This window comes from Mycoplasma collis ATCC 35278 (genome assembly GCF_000701825.1).
GTDB classification, from domain to species: domain Bacteria; phylum Bacillota_I; class Bacilli_A; order Mycoplasmatales; family Metamycoplasmataceae; genus Mesomycoplasma_A; species Mesomycoplasma_A collis.
On sequence record NZ_JNJY01000003.1, the window covers coordinates 32,277 to 52,106 of the forward strand.

The 19,830-nt window shown below is 21.7% G+C and carries 23 protein-coding genes and 1 tRNA gene; 14 read left to right on the forward strand and 10 right to left on the reverse strand.

Annotated features, from left to right (window positions below):
* Positions 1 to 30 precede the first annotated feature (30 nt).
* From rsmI to T403_RS0101240, 9 genes are all read right to left on the reverse strand, one after another.
* Positions 31 to 750 (reverse strand): 16S rRNA (cytidine(1402)-2'-O)-methyltransferase, encoded by a 720-nt coding sequence (gene rsmI, locus T403_RS0101200; RefSeq protein WP_033161049.1) that lies wholly within the window; start codon positions 748 to 750, stop codon positions 31 to 33.
* Entirely contained in the window at positions 743 to 1,663 is a 921-nt protein-coding gene (locus T403_RS0101205) for a hypothetical protein (protein ID WP_033160997.1), read from the reverse strand. Before T403_RS0101205 ends, rsmI begins: the two co-directional genes overlap by 8 nt.
* 2 nt (positions 1,664 to 1,665) lie before the next feature.
* Positions 1,666 to 2,292 (reverse strand): dTMP kinase, encoded by a 627-nt coding sequence (gene tmk / locus T403_RS0101210; RefSeq protein WP_033160998.1) that lies wholly within the window; start codon positions 2,290 to 2,292, stop codon positions 1,666 to 1,668.
* 27 nt (positions 2,293 to 2,319) lie between these two features.
* Positions 2,320 to 2,898 (reverse strand): toprim domain-containing protein, encoded by a 579-nt coding sequence (locus T403_RS0101215; protein ID WP_033160999.1) that lies wholly within the window; start codon positions 2,896 to 2,898, stop codon positions 2,320 to 2,322.
* 3 nt (positions 2,899 to 2,901) lie between these two features.
* A complete protein-coding gene (locus T403_RS0101220) occupies positions 2,902 to 3,177 on the reverse strand; it encodes a YbaB/EbfC family nucleoid-associated protein (protein ID WP_033161050.1) in 276 nt (91 codons plus the stop codon).
* A 16-nt stretch (positions 3,178 to 3,193) separates the two neighbouring features.
* On the reverse strand, positions 3,194 to 5,569 hold the full coding sequence (dnaX, locus tag T403_RS04215) for a DNA polymerase III subunit gamma/tau (RefSeq protein WP_051619039.1): 2,376 nt from the start codon (positions 5,567 to 5,569) through the stop codon (positions 3,194 to 3,196).
* A 144-nt stretch (positions 5,570 to 5,713) separates the two neighbouring features.
* On the reverse strand, positions 5,714 to 6,712 hold the full coding sequence (gap, locus tag T403_RS0101230) for a type I glyceraldehyde-3-phosphate dehydrogenase (protein ID WP_033161000.1): 999 nt from the start codon (positions 6,710 to 6,712) through the stop codon (positions 5,714 to 5,716).
* Positions 6,713 to 6,823: 111 nt separating this feature from the next.
* Positions 6,824 to 6,899: transfer RNA gene (locus tag T403_RS0101235), tRNA-His, on the reverse strand.
* 42 nt (positions 6,900 to 6,941) lie between these two features.
* Positions 6,942 to 7,265, reverse strand: coding sequence for a helix-turn-helix transcriptional regulator (locus T403_RS0101240; RefSeq protein ID WP_033161001.1), 324 nt, complete (start codon positions 7,263 to 7,265; stop codon positions 6,942 to 6,944).
* 86 nt (positions 7,266 to 7,351) lie between these two features.
* On the opposite strand from T403_RS0101240, the gene T403_RS0101245 reads away from it, so the two are divergent.
* The 3 genes from T403_RS0101245 (at position 7,352) to T403_RS0101255 (ending at position 10,181) form a co-directional block, all read left to right on the forward strand.
* Positions 7,352 to 7,915, forward strand: coding sequence for a hypothetical protein (locus T403_RS0101245; protein WP_033161002.1), 564 nt, complete (start codon positions 7,352 to 7,354; stop codon positions 7,913 to 7,915).
* A gap of 81 nt (positions 7,916 to 7,996) precedes the next feature.
* Positions 7,997 to 8,206 carry a hypothetical protein gene (locus T403_RS0101250; RefSeq protein ID WP_033161003.1) on the forward strand — a complete coding sequence of 70 codons (210 nt, stop codon included), beginning with the start codon at positions 7,997 to 7,999 and terminating at the stop codon, positions 8,204 to 8,206.
* Positions 8,193 to 10,181, forward strand: a complete 1,989-nt coding sequence (locus T403_RS0101255; RefSeq protein ID WP_033161004.1) for a heavy metal translocating P-type ATPase — start codon at positions 8,193 to 8,195, stop codon at positions 10,179 to 10,181. Before T403_RS0101250 ends, T403_RS0101255 begins: the two co-directional genes overlap by 14 nt.
* 60 nt (positions 10,182 to 10,241) lie before the next feature.
* On the opposite strand, the gene T403_RS0101260 is transcribed toward T403_RS0101255, so the two are convergent.
* Positions 10,242 to 11,066, reverse strand: coding sequence for a MurR/RpiR family transcriptional regulator (locus T403_RS0101260; RefSeq protein ID WP_033161005.1), 825 nt, complete (start codon positions 11,064 to 11,066; stop codon positions 10,242 to 10,244).
* A gap of 144 nt (positions 11,067 to 11,210) precedes the next feature.
* Here T403_RS0101260 and T403_RS0101265 point away from each other — a divergent pair, with 144 nt between their 5' ends.
* The 11 genes from T403_RS0101265 to T403_RS0101310 all read left to right on the forward strand — a co-directional run bounded on the left by T403_RS0101265 (position 11,211) and on the right by T403_RS0101310 (position 19,734).
* Entirely contained in the window at positions 11,211 to 11,861 is a 651-nt protein-coding gene (locus T403_RS0101265) for a beta/alpha barrel domain-containing protein (RefSeq protein WP_033161006.1), read from the forward strand.
* The gene (locus T403_RS0101270) at positions 11,842 to 12,483 is read left to right on the forward strand and encodes a hypothetical protein (protein ID WP_033161007.1); all 642 of its coding nucleotides are present in this window, start codon (positions 11,842 to 11,844) and stop codon (positions 12,481 to 12,483) included. Before T403_RS0101265 ends, T403_RS0101270 begins: the two co-directional genes overlap by 20 nt.
* On the forward strand, positions 12,473 to 12,769 hold the full coding sequence (locus tag T403_RS0101275; protein WP_033161008.1) for a hypothetical protein: 297 nt from the start codon (positions 12,473 to 12,475) through the stop codon (positions 12,767 to 12,769). The genes T403_RS0101270 and T403_RS0101275 overlap by 11 nt, the downstream gene beginning before the upstream one ends.
* Positions 12,770 to 12,776: 7 nt before the next feature.
* Positions 12,777 to 13,223, forward strand: coding sequence for a PTS sugar transporter subunit IIA (locus T403_RS0101280; protein WP_033161009.1), 447 nt, complete (start codon positions 12,777 to 12,779; stop codon positions 13,221 to 13,223).
* Complete coding sequence (locus tag T403_RS0101285) at positions 13,213 to 13,485, forward strand: PTS sugar transporter subunit IIB (protein ID WP_033161010.1); 273 nt, start codon at positions 13,213 to 13,215, stop codon at positions 13,483 to 13,485. The genes T403_RS0101280 and T403_RS0101285 overlap by 11 nt, the downstream gene beginning before the upstream one ends.
* A gap of 7 nt (positions 13,486 to 13,492) precedes the next feature.
* On the forward strand, positions 13,493 to 15,031 hold the full coding sequence (locus tag T403_RS0101290) for a PTS sugar transporter subunit IIC (RefSeq protein WP_033161011.1): 1,539 nt from the start codon (positions 13,493 to 13,495) through the stop codon (positions 15,029 to 15,031).
* Positions 15,013 to 16,947: a transketolase-like TK C-terminal-containing protein gene (locus tag T403_RS0101295; RefSeq protein ID WP_033161012.1), complete on the forward strand. Its 1,935-nt coding sequence runs from the start codon at positions 15,013 to 15,015 to the stop codon at positions 16,945 to 16,947. The genes T403_RS0101290 and T403_RS0101295 overlap by 19 nt, the downstream gene beginning before the upstream one ends.
* Positions 16,948 to 17,103: 156 nt before the next feature.
* Positions 17,104 to 18,825, forward strand: coding sequence for a PTS transporter subunit EIIC (locus tag T403_RS0101300; protein WP_051619041.1), 1,722 nt, complete (start codon positions 17,104 to 17,106; stop codon positions 18,823 to 18,825).
* Entirely contained in the window at positions 18,818 to 19,045 is a 228-nt protein-coding gene (locus T403_RS0101305) for a hypothetical protein (protein ID WP_033161013.1), read from the forward strand. The genes T403_RS0101300 and T403_RS0101305 overlap by 8 nt, the downstream gene beginning before the upstream one ends.
* A 30-nt stretch (positions 19,046 to 19,075) precedes the next feature.
* On the forward strand, positions 19,076 to 19,246 hold the full coding sequence (locus T403_RS04340) for a PHP domain-containing protein (protein ID WP_084273830.1): 171 nt from the start codon (positions 19,076 to 19,078) through the stop codon (positions 19,244 to 19,246).
* A 209-nt stretch (positions 19,247 to 19,455) separates the two neighbouring features.
* Positions 19,456 to 19,734, forward strand: coding sequence for a PHP domain-containing protein (locus T403_RS0101310; RefSeq protein ID WP_033161014.1), 279 nt, complete (start codon positions 19,456 to 19,458; stop codon positions 19,732 to 19,734).
* The last annotated feature ends 96 nt before the right edge of the window (positions 19,735 to 19,830 follow it).

A 19,830-nucleotide genomic window follows, 5' to 3' on the forward strand; every position in this document is an offset into this window, starting at 1 on the left:
ATTATAATAAAAACTGCAAAATAAAAAAATTTATTTTGCTTTAACTAGATGCTTATATTTATTTTCTTTTATTTTTTTAATTTTTAATGATTTTATTTCAAAAGTAATTGTATATTCACCTTTAATTATTTCAGGTAATTGTTCTAATATTTTTTCAGGTGTACCAAAATAATATTTTTCATATAATTTTGTCATTTCTTTAGTTAAAAAAACTTCTATATTATTTTCAAATATTAATTTTAAATCTTCTAAAGTTTTTTTTAATTTATATGGTGATACATATGCAATATAAATACCCTCATTTAAATTCTTTAATTCTTTTTGTCTTTGATTACTTTTATCTTTTAAAAAGCCTAAAAAAGTAAAATTTCCTTCAAAGGGAGATAAAATATATGAACTAGAAAATGCAGTAGGTCCTGGAATTATTTCAACATTAATATTTAACTCATGACATTTTTTTATTAAAATATTACCAGGATCAGAAATTTTTGGCATTCCTGCATCTGAAATAAGTGCTATTTTTTTTTCTTTTTTAAATAATTCTAAAATAAAACTCGAAATTTTTTTTTCATTAAATTTATGATAGCTTATAAGTTTTTTATTTTTTATGTTATAGTGATTTAAAAGCTTTAAACTATTTCTTGTATCTTCACATAATATTATGTTTATTTCATTTAATGTCTCAAGTGCTCTAATAGTTATATCTTTTAAATTACCTATAGGTGTTCCGATTATATATAATTTATTCATTTTCATTTTGATTTAAAATTTCATTTATTTTTGCAATAAAATAAGTTTTTTTAATTGAAAAATTTAAATTATAGTTTAAATTTTTTTCAAATTCTTCAATTAAAATTAAAATTTTAGTTATTTTTTTTTGATTTAAATAGTTGTGATTATTAATTTTTTTCAAAGTTTTTAAATCTAAAATTAAATCATTATTAATATTATTATTAAGTTTTAGATTTAAAAATAATTTTAATAAGCTAAAAATAATTTTTTCTGATTTTTGCTCAAAATTTTCAGTTAAATAAATTAAAAAATTTATTAATTTTTCACTTTTAATAAAATTTAAAAATCTATTAATTAATAGATTAATTTTTTCAATATTATATGCTTCAATTTCGGTTTTATTTTCAAATAAATATAAATATATTTTCTTTTCAATAATTAAATCATTATTATTAATAAATTCATTAAATTCTTGATCTTTTAATTCTGATCTACAGTTAATAACAAAACTTCTAGATAAAATAGTTTTTAAAATTTTTTTACTATTTTTTGAAGTCATTATTATAAAAACATCATTATAAGGTTCTTCGATAAATTTTAAAAGCGAGTTTAAAACTGATATATGCAAACTTTCAATATTTTTAATAACTAAAATTTTAAATTCATTTTTCTGATTTTTTAAAGAAAAATTATGAATAATATTATCAAAAACATTTTTATTTATATTTTCATTTAAAGCGTCTAAAACATAACTATAATTTTGGATATTTGCAATTTTATTTATATTTTTATTTGTAATTTGCGAAATTAAAAAAAGCAAATTTTCATTTATAGAATTTTCGTTTTCAGAATATAAAATTCAAGAATGAAAAAAATGATTAGATTTAAAAGCGTTATAAATGATTTTTTTTGAAATTGAATTTTCTTTCATGATTATTTTTCTATTATTTTAATAAAATATTCTTTTACTTTTTCAAAAACATTTTCAATTGTATCATCACCATCAACAACGATAAATTTTTCTTTATTTTCATCAGCTAATTGATCATAACAATCTGAAACTCTAGTAAAAAAATCTAAATTGTTTTTTTCTATTCTATCCATTTCATTTCTTTGCTGACTAATTCTTTTTTTTGATAAATCAGCTGGTATTTTTAGCAAAAAAGTAAAATCAGGATAAGTTTTTTCAATTACCAAATCGTTTAATTTTTTGATTTTTTCAACGCCTATATTATTCCCAGCGCCTTGATATGCAATTGAAGAGTGAACAAATCTATCACATATAACAATTTTATTGTTTTTTAAAGCTGGTCAAATTACTTTTTCAATATGCATTCTTCTTGCAGCTGAAAACAAAATAGCTTCAGAAAAAAAATCAATATTATTATTTTTATCTAATAATATTTCTCTAATCTTTTCAGCTTCTTTTAAATTTTCCCCACCAGGTTCTCTTGTAAAAATAAATTCTTTTTTTGGAAAATAACTTGGAAGAAAAGTTTTTAATTTATCAATAATTGTGCTCTTGCCACAACCATCTAACCCTTCAAAAGAAATGAACATTTAAACCCCTTAATTAATTTATTTTTTTTATTTAATTTCTTTACGATTTTCAATTGATTCTTTTATGGAAAAGCTATCCATGTAATCAATTTTCGAACCAACAGGAATACCAAATGCAATTCTAGAAATTTTAATTTTATTATTATTTTCAAGTAGAAAAGCACCAATATAATTAGCATATGTAATTCCTTGAAGTGTTGGTGAAAAAGAGATAATTATCTCTTGATTATTTTTAGTTTGTTCAAGTAATAAAAACATATCTTTTTCAACTTGTTTTTTATCTTCTAAATTAAAAACAAAATATTTACCATCAAATATTTTATCTTTTTCCATTTTGATAACATCATTATCACTTTCAACTAAAAGAATTTTTCTAGAACGATTTAAATCAAGACAAATGTCACATTTAACATTTTTAGTTATAAAATTACAACTTGAACATTTATTCAAATTTTGATTTAAATTTTTCATAGAATTAATTAAAGAATCGAGTTCTTTGTAATCTAAATTTAAAATATAAAAAGCAATTTTTTCTGATTGCTTTTTACTTAAACCGGGAATTTTTTTTAAATTTAAAATCAATTCTTCATATTCGTTGCCAAACAATTTTTATACCCCTTTAGGTAATAATTCATCATGTTTTTCATCCAACTCTTTTAAAGCTTCGTTTAAAGTAATAATAATGAGATCTTCTAATGTCTCTTTATCTTCTGGATCAATTAATGCAGGGTTAATGTTTAAAGATTTAATTTGTCTATCTCCATAAAGCACTAGTTCAATTCCTTGTTTTGAAAAAGAAAATTCTTTTTCTTTTAATTCATCTTGTTTTTTAGCTAAATCTTTTTGCATTTTTTTAGCTTGTTTCATTAATTCTTGTATATTCATTTTTATTCTCGCTTTCTTATAATTTAAATTTATCACCAAATAGTGTTTTTACTTTTTCAATTTGTAATTCTTCAAGTGATTTTTCGTTTATTTTTTTTAATGGTTCAAAATGCTCTGGTAATGATTTAGTTTGTTTAAGTCTTTCTCATTTTTCCATTGCGAATTTAAATAGTTTTTTTGTTATTGCGAAAACATATATTTCTTGACCGAATACATTTTGAAGCAATTCTTTAAATTCTACATCATTTTTACTATTATTAATTTTAAAAAGTGAAAAATTATTTTCAGGATTTGCACTAATTAAAATAAAATCATCACTTGCTGTTATAAATTTACAATCATTAAATCATTCAATATAATTAGAAAATTTAGAATTATCTTGATGAATTTCAATATTTTGAAATTCAATCTTTCTTTTATCTTTAATTCTTTTTAATTTTGAATTTTGTGAATTTAAACCAAATAAATTAATTATTTCATCTAAAGAATAAATATCATCATTTATTAATGAAAAATCACTTGTTAAATTAGGTAAATTTTCAATTATTGTATCACCAGTAATTTTTAAATTTAAATTCTCAATTTTATTTTCTTCATTAAAAAAATCATTATTTTTATCTTTTATCTCACTTACATCAAATTCTTCAGTAAGTTCTTGATAATTACTTGAAAACATTTTATCATTAGATAAATTATCATTTATTTTTTCTTCTAATGTTTTATCACTAATAACATCATTTATTAAAAAATGATTTTCATTATTAAAACTTTTGTTATTTGCATTTACATTATTATTAAAAGAATTTTCAAGTAAATCATTATTTTCATTTTCGTTATCTTCTATTAATGAATAATTTGTAATTAAGTTATTTTTTTTAACATTTTTTTCAGTTTTAATGTTTTCATTATTTTGTATTAGATTATTATTTTGTGTTGTAAAAGTATTAGTATTTAAATCATCATTATTTTGATTATTGTTACTATTATTTAAAAATTCAGAACTTAAAAATTCATTTTGAATTTTATTGATAAAATTTAATTCATTAGCATCTTCATTTAATTTATGCAATTCATGTAAAGGATTGTTTAAAAAACTATTTTTAGTTAAAAAATTATTTTCATTATTATTTTCATTAATTATATCAACCCTATAATTAGCAGTGTTATTGTGTTGATTATTATTAAAATTATGATCAAAAAATTCTCTATTATTTATTTCATTATTTCTTTTATGTTCTTCATGACTTTTCACTATCTTTTCATAAGCATCATTTGTTTCTATTTTTTGATTTGTGTTTTTTATTTCAACATTTTCATGATTTTTACTAATTATTTTTAAAAATGTTAATTCAAATGAGTTAGATAAATTATTGATAGTTAGTGAATTTTTTATAAATAAAATTAATTCGTCAATTATTCTTATAGCTAATTTATCATTTATATTAATTAGTGTTATTTCTTCACTATTTAAAATCTCTAATAATGAAGTATTTTTTAATTTTTTATATATTAAAAAATCTTTTAAAATTGCTATTAAATCATGCGCTAATAACAAAATATCACATCCATTATTAATTAATCTTTTTACTTTAGTTAATAAATTAAAAATATTATTTGTTTCAATTAAATTAATAATTTCTATAAGATCATTAATTGAAGCTAGTCCAAAAATAGTCTCTACAGATTCAATTGTTATGTATGAATTTGTATAAATTATAACTTGTTCCAACATAGAAAGAGCATCTCTTAATGCTCCATCAGCTAATTTAGAGATTTTTTCAATTGCTTTATGTTCATAATTAATTTTTTCATTTTCTAAAATATCAATTAATCTTTTATAAATGATTTTATTTGATAATTTAGAAAAATTAAATTTTTGAACTCTTGATAAAATTGTTAAAGGAATTTTGTGTAAATCAGTAGTTGCTAAAATAAAAATAGAATGATATGGAGGTTCTTCTAATGTTTTTAAAAGTGCATTAAAGGCTGACTTAGATAACATATGAACTTCATCGATGATATAAATTTTATATTTTGAAGATGAAGGAGAATTTTGGATTTTTTCTTTTAATTCTCTTATATCATCCACGCTACTATTTGAAGCTGCATCCATTTCAATAATATCTAATGAACGTTCAATATTAGAAATACATTTATCACATGCATTTTGTTTTTCATCTTTTTCATCACAGTTTAAACTTGTAGCAAAAATTCTTGCTATCGATGTTTTCCCCGTTCCTCTTGGTCCAGTAAATAAATAAGCGTGTGATATTTTATTTAATTTAATTATATTTCTTAATGTTTCTACAATAAATTCTTGACCTTGAATTTCATCAAATGTTTTTGGTCTATATGTACGGTATAAAGCTTTATAAATTTTTGTTTTTTCCATATACACCCTCTTTTAATTCTTGTTGTTTAATTTAATTAATTATTATTTTAATTCATTTTTTAAAAAATAAATTAAAATAATTTGATAAAAAAATAACACATATTTTTGATGTGTTATTTGTAATTTATTAACGTTGATTAAAAACTATAAATTAGCAAAATATACTAATATTCTAACGAATTGATGTACATATGATGTTTCATTATCATATCATGTATAAATTTTGTATAAATTTTTATTATCAACTGAAATAACTTTTGTTAATTGTGCATCGAATAATGAACCCTCACTAGCTCCAATTATATCAGAAGATACAATAGGTGCATCAACATATGCAAATGATTCATTTGCATTTTTCTTCATAGCTTCATTAATTTCAGCAACAGTTGGGGAAGATTTTAATTCAACCACTAAATCTACAAATGAACCTGTTATAACTGGTACTCTTAAAGCAATTCCATCTAATTTTCCAGTTAAATTTGGCACAACCAATCCTATAGCTTTAGCTGCTCCGGTTGAAGTAGGAACTATATTTGTTGCAGCTGCTCTAGCTCTTCTTAAGTCACTGTGTGGTGCATCTTGTAATCTTTGATCGGAAGTATATGCATGAACAGTTGTCATATAACCACGAGTTAATCCAAATTCTTTATCTAAAACGTTAACAACAGGAGCAAGTGCATTTGTTGTACATGATGCAGCGGATGCTATAACATCATTTTTAGTTAAAACATTATGATTTACATTATAAACAACAGTTTTTAAATCTCCTGATGCTGGAGCTGAAATAAGAACTTTTTTAGCTCCTGCTTTGATATGTTTTTCTGATCCTTCTTTAGAAGTAAAGAAACCTGTTGATTCAACAACAACATCAATTCCTAATGATTTTCAAGGAAGTTGTTCTGGATCTCTTTCTGCTAAAATTTGAATTTTTTTACCATCTACAACTAATGAACCATTTTCTTCTTTAATATCAGCTTTAAAAATTCCATGAGCTGAATCATATTTTAATAAATGAGCTAATGTTTTAGCATCAGTTAAATCATTTATAGCCACTATTTCTAATTTATCTTTTTTGGATTGTCAAATTGTTCTAAAAACAAGTCTACCAATTCTTCCGAAACCATTAATAGCAATTTTTTTCATATTTTAAAACCTTTCATTTAATTAATTTATTTGAAATTATAATATTTTTTTAATTAAAAAAAAATAAAAAAAACCATTTTTTAAAACAGGTTGAAAACATGTTTTAAAAAATGGGGCAGATGACGGGGATTGAACCCGCGAATGTCGGAACCACAACCCGATGCGTTAGCCATTTCGCCACATCTGCCAAATTACTTTTTAATTATAGCAAAAAAAATATTTTTTTTGACTAAATTTTACATTCACATAAAATTTTTTCAAAATATTTAGTATTTTCTTCAACAATTAATCTAATTAAGTTACCATATTTTTTTTTAAAAGTTTCTGATAAAAAGTAAAATCTTTCTTTTTTTTCTATTTTATTTTGAATAATCCCATGATTTTTTAAATAAATTAAATTCGCTGAAATATTTGGTTGGGAAATTTTGAAAAATTGCGTTAAATAATTAACATTACATTTATTGCAATCACAGAAAAATAAATGCACTATTATATTTAATTTTATTTTAGAAGATAATATTTTTAAAATTTTTTGAATATTTTGTTTATTCATAATATAATAATTTTAACATATTTTAAAAATATATCTATATTAACTATATAATAAAATTTAAATAACTTTTCAAAAGGAATTAAAAAATGAAAAAAACGAAAGCTATAAAATATATATTAAGTTTATTTATTTTATTTTTTACACTTTTAATAACAAGTTGTGACAAAGCAACAATGAATAAAAGTGATGAAATTGTAGTCGATTATAATAATGATGAAACAATTGATCGTGACTATGAAATTGATCAAAAATTAAAAGATAAAATTAATTTTTCAGAAAAAGAAGATCATTATATTGATATTAAAGAGCAATATAAAACATCTTTTAATTTATCTAATGTAAAAATTAAAATTCTTGAGGCTAATTTTGATGAATTTGTTAAAAAATATGAAAAAATTAAATCAAATTACACTGGCAATTCAATTAGTTTAGTGTTTGAAAAAATGATCGACAAAAAAGAAATAGAAATAAAAAATTATTTTGATTTAAAAAATAAAATAAATAATAATAGAGTTTTTTGTTTATTTATTAAATTACATTATTTAGAAAATAAAAAAGTTTTTTTTATAAAATTATCTATAGGTAGAAAGCATAACGATCATTTTCATTTCTCTGATTATAAGCAATTTACTATATATTTTAAAAATTAAAGTACATCATATAATAAAAATGTTATATAATAAATTTATTATGTTATAATTATTTTATAAAATATTTGAATAAGGAGGAAAATGAAAAATTTTTATTTCGAAATTAATATAAAATGCATTTCTTGCAAAATAAATATTGAAAAAATAATGAAAAATTATCCCGATTTAAGCTATGAATTAGATTTTTTTCAAAAAAAAATAGAAATTTTCACTGAAAATGAAAATTATAATGTAGACAAAATAAAAAAAATATTTGCTTCAAATGGATATGAACTTAATGAAATTGAATAATTTTTTTAAAAAAAGAAAAATAAAAATTTTTACACAATTAATATTTTTTATTTTTATTTTTGTTTTAATGTTTTTGCATTTTTTAGTAGGTTCAAAAATTAATAATACAACAAAAAATGTATTAACATTAATATTAATTATCTTTTCATTTTTTGTTGTTTTTTATTTAGAAATCAAAAGTTTTATTCAGTACAAATTAGTTTTTAAAAAAATTTTAACAATGGAACTTTTAATTTCTTTTTCATCTCATATTGCTTTTTTTTATTCATTTTTTAATCAAATAATTTTGTTTTCAATAAATAAAAATTTAAATTTAGATAAATCGTTTTGAGAAATACCTATAACATTATTTTTCTTTTATAATATTGGTAAATTAATTGAAGAAAAGTTATTATTTAAATCAAATGAAGGTATTCAAAATATATTAAATTTATTAAAAAATAAAAATATTTCTGTTTTAAGAAATGATAAATGAGAAACTGTTAATTCCAATTTAATAAAAAAAGATGAGATTATTAAAGTTAAAAAAGGTGAAAATGTTTTATTTGATTCGGTTTTAATTAGCGATAGTGCAATTTTAAATTTTTCATCTATAAACGGTGAAAGCAAAAACAAAATTTTTAAAAAAGATGATGTAATCCTTTCTGGTTGTATAAATGAAGGTGAAATCTTTTTAGCTAAAACCTTAAAAGATATGAAAAATTCGTATATTAGTCAAATTTTTAAAAAACTTCAAAGTATGTTAAATAACAAAACAAAAATCGTTATTATAAGCGAAAAAATTATTAAATATTTTATTCCTTTTATTTTATTAATATCTTTTTTAGCTTTTATAATTTGATTAAATCTAGGTTATTTTATTAAGCCTCAAAATTTTCATAAGTTATATTCAGGACCGAGAGAAAATTTTTTACATGATGCAATTTGAGTATCTTGTGCTGTTTTAGTTGTTGCTTGTCCTTGTGCTTTTGGAATAGCAGCTCCTATAGCAATATATTCTTCATCAATTTTATCTTCTCAAAACAACATTTTATTTTCAAATGCAAATGTTTATGAAAAAATCATTAATTCTAAAACTATTGTTTTTGATAAAACTGGAACATTAACCGAAGCAAAAAGTAAAATTACTAAAGAATTATGAATGGATATAACTAAAAAAAATATTTTAAAAAGTTTAGTTTATAATTCTGATCATCCAATTTCACAAACTATAAATGAATATTTAATTGATAGTGAAATATATAAAATAAATAATTTTTATGAAAAAATTGGACAAGGAATTATTGGCGAATATCAAGGAAAAGAATATAAATTTATTTCGCTTAAAGCCGTTAAATCATTAAATATAGAATTAAATGAAAATATAACTAACTATAATTTATTTTTTTTAGAAAATAACAATATAATAGCTGCATTTAAATCAGAAAATGTTTTAAAAAAGAATGCAAAAAATTTAATAGAAAAATTAAAAAATGAAAAATATAATATTTATATATTATCAGGGGATTCTAAAAACAATGTTCTAAATATTGCTAATCAACTAAAAATAAATAATTATTTTTATGAACTCTTACCTGAAAAAAAATTAGAAATTATAGATGAACTCAAAAAGAAAAATAATGTAATTTTTGTTGGTGATGGTTTAAATGATATACTCGCTATGAAAAAAGCTGATTTATCTATTAGTTTTTCAAGTGGTAATGATTTAACAAATTCTATTTCAGATATTACATTATTAGAAGATGATTTAAGCTTGATAAATAAAAGTTTTTTTATCATTAAAAAAACATCCAAATTAATAAAATTAAATTTTACTTGAGCATTTTTGTTTAATTTTGTTATGATACCATTAGCTTTATTTGGAGTAATAGTGCCAACTTTAGCAATGTTTTTAATGGTTTCTTCAAGTATTTTTTTAATTTTAAACACAATACTATTTAATAAATGAAATAAGAAAAAATTAAAGCTAATTTAATTTGAAAAGTTATGTTTATACTAGATTTTAAAGTATTAAAATCTAGTTTTTTTTTTTTTTTTATTTTTTAAATGTAATTCAATCATTTAAAATTTGAAAGCTTTTTTTTAAATTTTCTTTATATTCGCTTTTTAAATTTAAAATAAAATTAAATAAAAAATCTAAAATTATTAAGCTTATTACTTTTGATGATGAAGGGAAAAATCTATTTTTATCATAAATTTTTGTATAAGATATTTTAATATCATAAAAATGAAAATTTTTTTTAATTTCAGGGCTTATTAAAATAATTTTTATATTTAAATCTTTTGCTTTTTTTAAAATAAATAATATTTCTTTGTTTTTAAAATCTTTAGTTAAACAAATAATTGCATCATTATTATTTAACGTCCCTAATAATGGTAATAAAATATGAAAATTTTGATCAAAAATAATATTTTTGCCAATTTTTTGCATATTTGAAGAAAATTCATTCAAACTAATAGCGCTTGAACCCATTCCAAATAAAAGAATTTTCTCTGCATTATTTAAAACATAACCTGCTTTTTTTATATCATTAAAGTTTTTTTCATTTATAAAATTTTTTATTGCTAATTTTTGTGCTTTTAAAAGGGATAAAAATTCTTCTTCTAAAAATGTTTTTTTATCAAGATTTAGATTTTTAACTTCAATAATTCTTTTGTTTATAAAAACAACTAACTGTCTATAGTTTTTAAAATCCATTTTTTTAGCAAAACGCGAAATAGTAGCGACAGAAACAAATATTTTATTTGCAAATTCTTTAATGGTTAAGTTAAATTCATCTTTTTCGTAAGAGTTTATAAAATTTAAAATTTCAATTTCAATTTCAGTTAAATGTTTTAATTTATCTATAAATAAATACATATAAAAAATTTTAATTTAATGTTAATTTAATAAAAAAAATATGTAAAAAATTTACAAAATTAATTTAAAACTTGAAAATAAATAACTATATTTTTTATATTCTAATTATTAAAAATAAAATTATTTTTGGGTTAAAAAAGTAAAATGAAGTATTCTCAAAGTATTTGTGCTATTAATTTATTTCAAATTGAAAAAGTCATTAAAAAATTATTGAAAAACAAAATAAATAACGTCCATGTTGATTTTATGGATGGCCATTATGTTAATAATTTTGGACTTAATTTTGATATTGCAAAATATTTAATAAATAAATATCCTAAAATAAATTTTGATGCTCATTTAATGGTAAAAAAACCCATTAAATATTTAAAAAAATTAATTGATATTGGATTTAAAACAATTTTTATACCTTTAGATCAAATAAGTGAAATTAAATATTTAAAAATATTAAAAAAATATCCAAATATTTTTTTTGGTGTAATGATTAAATCGGAAAATAATGTTGAAGAATATTACAATATTATAAAAAATTCAAAAGTTATTCTATTAATGACAATTGATAAAATTGGTGGAACGGGCGAAAGTTTAAATACAAAATTATTAAATAAAGTTTTTCAAATAAAAAAAATTAATAAAAATATAACTATATATTCAGATGGCGGATTAAGAAAAGAAAATGCTTATTTATTCAAAAAATATTTAATTGATATTTCTATTGGAGGTTCAATTATTTATGCATTTGAAAATATAGATAAATTTTCTAACTGATGAAATGATGAAATGATCAATTCTTAATGTTTCAGTTATTATTTTTGCTGTTGTTTTAGGACTTATTTTAATAATTACAATTTTTTGAAGACTTTTTGATTTTTATATTAAAAAAAATAAAAACGAAAATTTAAATGATCTTGGTTTTTTTGATAAAAAGACAATAAGATTAATCAGTGATTTTGAAAAATTAGATAATGAAATTTTAATTAATATTTTAGTTAAAAATAAATTTAGTGTTAAAAAATATTCTATTTTTAATCAATTAATTATTAATAATAATTACATTTATTCATTATCAAATTTAATTAGTTTTAATAGAGACGATAAAATTTTAATAAATAAAAATGGTTTGTTTTTGAATGCTAAAAAAATAAAAAAAATTGAAAATTGAAATCCTATTTGATTGTATGATCAAAAAAAATGACTTGAATGAAAATTTAAAGATAAACAATTTAAAATTATTATTTTAATTGACGAAAATATGTTAATTGATAATATAGATAATCAAACAGAGTTTGAAATTTTTAAAATCTCTCAACTTAAAAATGAATTAATAAAAAACGAAACAAAAAAAATTAATATTCAAAAAGTTAAAAAAATTTTTTTAACAAATAATATTTTTAAAACAAAAAATAATGGAAATTAATGAAAAAAATAAATTAATAAATAAAATTATCGAACTCTATGATGTAGAAGAAAATGAAATTAAAAATTTATCAATTGATGAATTAAAAACTAAATTAAATATGCTTGAAAAAAAGCAAGCCTTTATCAATAAAAATCCTAATAGTTTTTTTTATATAAAATCTTTGCCTTTGCCAAAAAAGGTAAAACAAATTAATTCAACAATTCCTGGATGAATTATTTTTTTTATTTTTATTCTTTTGCTAGCATCTACTTTTGTAATTTTTTTAATTTTGGCATTAATTTAGGAGAAAAATGAAATTATTTGATAATAAAATGATGAAATTTATTTCTGATGATTTAAATTGAAAACAAGTAATAAATGAAGGGGTTAAAATTTTAGTCGAAAATGATAAAGCAACTTATGAGCTTGAGACTAAAATTTTAGAAATAACTAAACAATATGGAGCTTATTATGTTCTTGAAAAAGGGCTTGCTCTTTTGCACGCTCCTGCTGGTAGTTATTCAAAACAAGCTGCAATGTCTACATTGATTTTAAAAAATGAAACTTGCTTTAATAATCAAAAAGATAAATGCGCTAAAATAGTTTGCACCCTTAGTTCACCTGACAATAATCAACATATTGATTTAATTACACAATTTGGAAAATATTTTATGGATGAAAACTTTAAAAATCAAGCTTTTAATGTTAAAACATTAGAAGAGTTTATGATTTTGGTAAAGGAAAAAGATGAAAATTAAATGTGTTTGTGGCTCTGGTCTTGGATCATCATTACTTTTAGAAATGAATGTAAAAATGGTTTTAGATAAACTTAATGTTAACTATGAATCAGTGGAGCATACTAATATTTCTTCATTTAATAAAAATGAAGCTGATTTTGTAGTTGTAGGAGCTGATGTTGCTCCTGCTTTAGATTTTGATAAAGATAAAATGATTATTTTAACTAATATTTTATCTAAACAAGAATTAGAAGAAAAACTAATTAAATTTTTAAAATTATAGGAGAATAATGAATTTTGGTTATTGAATGCTAGATTTCATTAAAACTTTTGTTGGAACACCAGCTTTATTAGTTGGAATCTTTACTATGATTGGTGCACTAACTTTAAGAAAAAAATTATCTCAAGTTATTATAAGCACTTTTAAAGTTATAGTAGGATTTTTAATTTTAGGTGGTGGTGCCGGAGTTTTAGTTGGATCACTAACAAAATTTCAACCTGTATTTCAAGAAGTTTATAAATTAAATGGTGTTATCCCAAATAACGATGGATTTGCAGGTGCTATTTCTAAAGCATTACCTTTAATTACCACGCTAGGTAGTTTAATTATGCTTTTAGGAATGATTTTTAATATTTTACTGGCTTTATTTTCAAGATTTAAATATGTCTATTTATCAGGGCATGTTTTATACTATACATCATTGATGTTAGCTATCGTAATGTATGTAATTGGTTTTGATTTTGAAAACAATGCCGGAGATTTTGCTCTTAGTTTAATCTCAGGAGCACTAATTATGGCGATGTATATGGTGCTAAGTCCTGCATCAGCCCAAAGATATACAAAACAAATTGTAGGAACTGATGAAATCGCATTAGGACATACAGGAGGATTTGGTTATGCTCTTAGCGGTTTAATTGGTGAAGTTATTTATAAAATAAGAAAAAAACCAATTTTATCTACTGAAGCAATTAAATTCCCTCAAAAACTTTTTTTCTTTAGAAATACTTTAGTATCTATCACTATAACTGTTTTTGTATTTTATTTATTTGCATTTTTACCTGCTGGAATTATGTATGAACTTGGTAAAATCAAAGAAGAAGTTAATGGTGTTAAAAGTGAAGCGTTTGAAATTCTTTCAGGAAATAATTGAGTAATTACAATGTTTGTTCAAGCATTTACCTTTACTGCTGGAGTTGAAATTATTCTTGCTGGGGTTAGACTTTTTGTTGGTGAACTTGTACCTATGTTTAAAGGAATAAGTGATAAATTAATTAAAAATTCTAAAGTAGCTGTCGATTGTCCTGTTGTTTTCCCTTATGCTCCTAATGCTGTATTAATTGGATTTATTTCATCATTTGCAGCCGGAATTATAGGGATGGCTATAACTATTGGTCTTGGGGCTGGAAAAGTTATTCCTGTTATAATTTTACCAGGTCTTGTACCTCACTTTTTCTTAGGTGCAACATCTGGTGTATATGGTAATGTTAAAGGTGGAATTTTAGGTGCTATAATTGGACCATTTGTTGGCGGATTAATTATTACACTCGTACCAGTATTTTTCGTTTTAGGAAATTGAACACCAACAGATAATAACTCTTTAGGACTTTTAATAGCTTCTAATGCTAAAGATAATGAAAATGTCAATTTAACATCTTTAAATTGAGGAGATACCGATTATATAATAGGTTATATTCCTGGAATATTAGGGCTAATTCCTAAAGTTGGTAAATATATTGCCTTTGGTGTTACATTAGCAGCATTTATAGCATTTATTATTGATGGAACAATTTTAAAAGTTAAAACTAAAAAATGAAAAACAGCAAAATAATAAATCCCTTAGAATTTATCAATACTCAAAGAGCGATTGCTCTTGATAGTATTAACAATGCTCAACAAGGGCATATTGGTATGGCTCTAGGCTCTAATGAAACTGTTTATAGTATTATAAAAGCAATGAATTTTTGAGCTGATGATCCAAAGTGAATTAATCGTGATCGTTTTATAATGTCAGCAGGCCATGGTTCTATGGCTTTATATGCTTTATATCATTTTATGGGTTTTTTAAATTTAGATGACTTAAAAAACCATAAACAATATAATTCAAAAACTCCATCTCATCCAGAAATTGATAAATTAAATTTAATAGATGCATCAACTGGCCCATTAGGACAAGGTGTTGCAATGGCTGTTGGAATGGCTTATAGCTATAAATTTTTAGCTAATAAATTTAATAAAGATAATTTCAATATTATTGACCATCATATTTTTGCTCTTTGTGGTGATGGAGATTTTCAAGAAGGAATAGCGTTAGAAGCAATTCAATTTGCTAGCGCTAATAAACTTGAAAGATTAATTTTGATTCATGATTATAATAATATACAAATTGATTCAAAAGCTAATGAAGTTAATAATGTAAATTTTAAACTATTTTTTAAAGCTCATAATTTTAAAACTATTATTTTAAAAAATAACGATTTAAATGAAATAGCAAATGCAATAAAACAAGCTAAACAAGCTAAAAAACCTGTATATATTCAAGTTCCTAGTCATATTGCATATAAAACAAAATATCAAGATAAATCTCAAGGACATCACGGATTTCTAAATGAGCAAGATACAATTTTGTTTAAAAAAGCATTAAATATTAAAAATTTAATTCCTTTTGAATATGATGAAAAATACTATAATTTTGGTAAAAAACTAGCTAAATCAAAAAATAGAAATTATAGTCTTTGACAAAAAAAATGAACGAATTATCAACAAAAATTTCCTCTTTTAGCTGAAAAATTAAATAACTTAATTAATGATAAAACAACTTTTGATTTATCAAAATTAAATTTTAGTATTACAAATAAAGCAACAAGAGATTATGGAACTGAATTAAGTAAATTTTTGGAAAAAGAATATGAATTTATTTTAGGTGGAAGCGCCGATTTAAGAGCGGCAACTAAAATAGGATTTGATGATGAAAAAAATATCAAATATGGAATAAGAGAATTTGCAATGGTTGCTATTAACAATGGAATTTATTTACATAGTAAAATTAAAACTATTGCTTCAACATTTTTAGTTTTTAGCGACTATGCTAAAGCAGCGCTAAGATTATCTGCTTTAATGAAAATTCCAAATATATATGTTTTTAGCCATGATTCTTACAGTGTAGGTGGAGATGGTCCTACACATCAACCTGTTGAACAAATAACTTCGTTGCGTTCAATTCCTGATAGCGAACTTTTAAGAGTAGCAGATGAAAACGAATTAAAAAATGCTTTTAATTATGCACTAAATAATAAAAATAATCCTGTTTTTATTATTCTTTGTCGTCAACCATTAAAATCATTTAATATTCAAAAAGAATATAATTCTGCATACTTTATTAAAGAAAATTTAAAACAAGATATAAGTATATTGGCAAGCGGATCAGAAGTTGAATTAGCATATAATTTAAGTGAAAAATTAGCTAAAGACAACATAAAAGCCAATGTTATATCAGTTGTTAATCTACAAAAATTATTAACAGATAAAAAATTAATTAATGAATTAAAATTAAAAAATGCTCCAATATTCGCAATTGAAGCATCTAACGATTCGCTATGATATAAATTAAGTAAATATAATAAATTTGACGGTCATTTTGCTAAAAATTTTGGTCATTCAGCACCTGGAGATTTTGTTTATAAACATAATGGCTTTGATATTAAATACTTAGAAGAAAAAATTTTAAAATTTTTAGAAATAAAATAATTTTTAAAAAACTTGCATTTTATTTTTTAATAAATGCAAGTTTTTTAATAGTTTTTTTAAATAAAATTTAAGTTGTAGCAAATCAAAATATTCTTTTTTGGAATAAAAATTTCAAATTTAAAAACAAAAAATATAATTTTTTTGGAAGTGTTAAATTTGAAAATATTAAAAAATACAAATAGTTTTAATTATAAAAATTTCTTTTCTAAAATTGTTAAAAATTTAGAGCAGTTTGGTAGAACGCTAATAGTACCCATTTCAATTTTACCAATTATGGCAATAGTAGGTGCTATTGGTTATATAATGATTTCTATTGGCAAATCACCTTTAGTAAATGTTTATAATACATCCGCTACTTATAAAGGTATCTCTGAAGGTATAAGAATAATAGGACTTGCTCCGATTTATAATTTAGATATACTTTTTGCTATTGGAATAGCAACTGGTCTTGCAAAAGATGAAAAAATTTCAGCGGCTCTTTGCGGAATAGTTGCATTAATTGGATTTTATTTTGCAGGGAACGTTCTAGATAAATATGCTCAAATTACAAACAAATTACCAGAAAATTTGACAAAATCTTTACAATCTATTGAAAGATTTGGTAAAAATTCTAAATTTTTTAATTTAAACACTTTAGGCGGAATTTTAGCTGGCTATTTAGGATATTTTATTCGTAAATATACCTACAGATTACAATTACCAATGGTTATTGCTTTTTTTGGTGGACCTAAATTTTCCCCGGTAGCAACTTTATTGATTGCTTTTATCGTGGGTTTGCCTTTTGCTTATTTATGAGTTTATATTTATTATTTTATAGCGCTAATTGGACAAACAATTAAAAAATCAAAAGCAGGTGGTGCTTTTGTTTATGGATTTTTTGAAAGACTTTTAATACTTTTTGGACTTCATCATGTTTCTAATTCAATTTTAAGATTTACACCAGCCGGAGAAGTGTTTAATCATTTAAATCCAGAAACAGGTAAAACTGAAATTATTGAAGGTTTTTTCAACATTTTGCTTTATAAGGTAAATAATGGAATAAATATAACAATTGAAGATTCAATGATTTCAAACGAAACATATGCAACTAAAATTTTCTCTCTGCCTGGTGCAGCACTAGCAATGTTGTTAGCTGTTCCCAAGGAAAAAAGAAAAAAAGCTGTGCCCATTATTTTCGGTGCTGTAGCTTCATCATTTTTATCAGGCATTATAGAGCCAATTGAATTTACCTTTATTTTTGTTGCTCCAATTTTATATATAGCTCATAGTATTATGACTGGTTTTTCATTTATGATCATGTATTTAGCTAATATTGGAGCTGTAGCGGGAACTGGAAAAGGTATCATTACTTGATTTTTATATAATGTTCCAGCTTATAAAATTATTTCAAACTTTTGAATAATATGAATAGTAGGTCCTATTTTCTTTGCTAAATATTTTGTTGTATTTTACTTTTTAATTACAAAATTAAATTTAAAAACACCTGAAAGAGATGATTATAAATTTAAATTATTCAGTAAAAAAGATTATAAAAATAAACAAAATAAAAAGATAATTAGCGAAGAAAATAAAAATTTAAATTTTGAAAATCTCATAAAAAATGATTTATTAAACAAAGAAAAACATGAAGATGTACAAAAAAGTATTAAGTTAATTGAATTTTATGGCGGATTTGAAAATATGATTGAAATTGTCGCATGTATTTCAAGATTAAGAATTTCAGTTAAAGATAAAAATAAAGTTGATAAACAAGCAATTAAAACAATGGGAGCTTCTGGTGTGGTTGAAACAAATATTCAAGTTCAATCTGTTTTTGGGTCAAAAGCTATGGTATATTCAAGAATTATCAATAATATTAAAAAGATAACTAATGAATAATTATAAAATTATTATTAGCTTTGTGTTTTTAATTACAGGTTTATTATTCTTTTTATCTTCAGTTCTTTTATATTTCTATAGAAAAAAGAAAAATATTGTTTATAAAGTAAATGAAGATGATAAATACGCAAAACAAATTTATTTTACAATTGTAAAATTTATTCCATTAATTTTTTTTTTAATAGGAATAATAATGCTGGTTATGCTTTTAAAAATTTAATTAATATAAATTACAGAAAGGAATAAATAAATGAAATACGACTATCATAATCACACATATTTTTGTAATCATTCTGATTTAACAGTTAAAGAAATAGTAGATCATTATATTAAAAAAGGACACAAAGAAATAGGTATTTCTGATCATATACCATATCCTGGAGAACTAGACAAAAAAGATAAATCAAGAATGACATATTAACAATTTGAAGAATATTTAAATTTAGTAAAAAACAAAAAGAAATTTATAAAAATAATAAAAATACTAAAATTTTTGCAGGTTTTGAAAGCGAATATTTCCCAACTCAAAAAAATTGATACAAATCACTTTTAAAAAGAGAAGATGTTGATTATTTAATTTTAGGTATTCATGCAGTTGATAATCTCGATCCTGAAAATAACTATAATACAATGTGCACAAATAAAAATGAATTAAAAAGATATTTTAATGCATTAAATGAAGGAATGAGAACTGGATTATTTCTTTATGCTGTTCATCCTGACTTTTATATGAAATCATATGAAATATGAGACAAAGAGTGCGAAAAGCTTGCGCATAAAATTCGCGATTTAGCTCTTGAATTAGATTTTTCATTAGAATTTAATATTAATGGTTTTTGAAAAGCTCCTAGAAAAATTGGTAATTCATTTAGAAAAAATATCCAATTTCAGAATTTTGAAAAATTGTAAAGGAAAGAAAAGTAAAAATTATTTTAGAATCAGATACGCATCACAAAGCCCAACTTTATGATGATACTATTGTTGGTAAAACAATTGATCTATTAA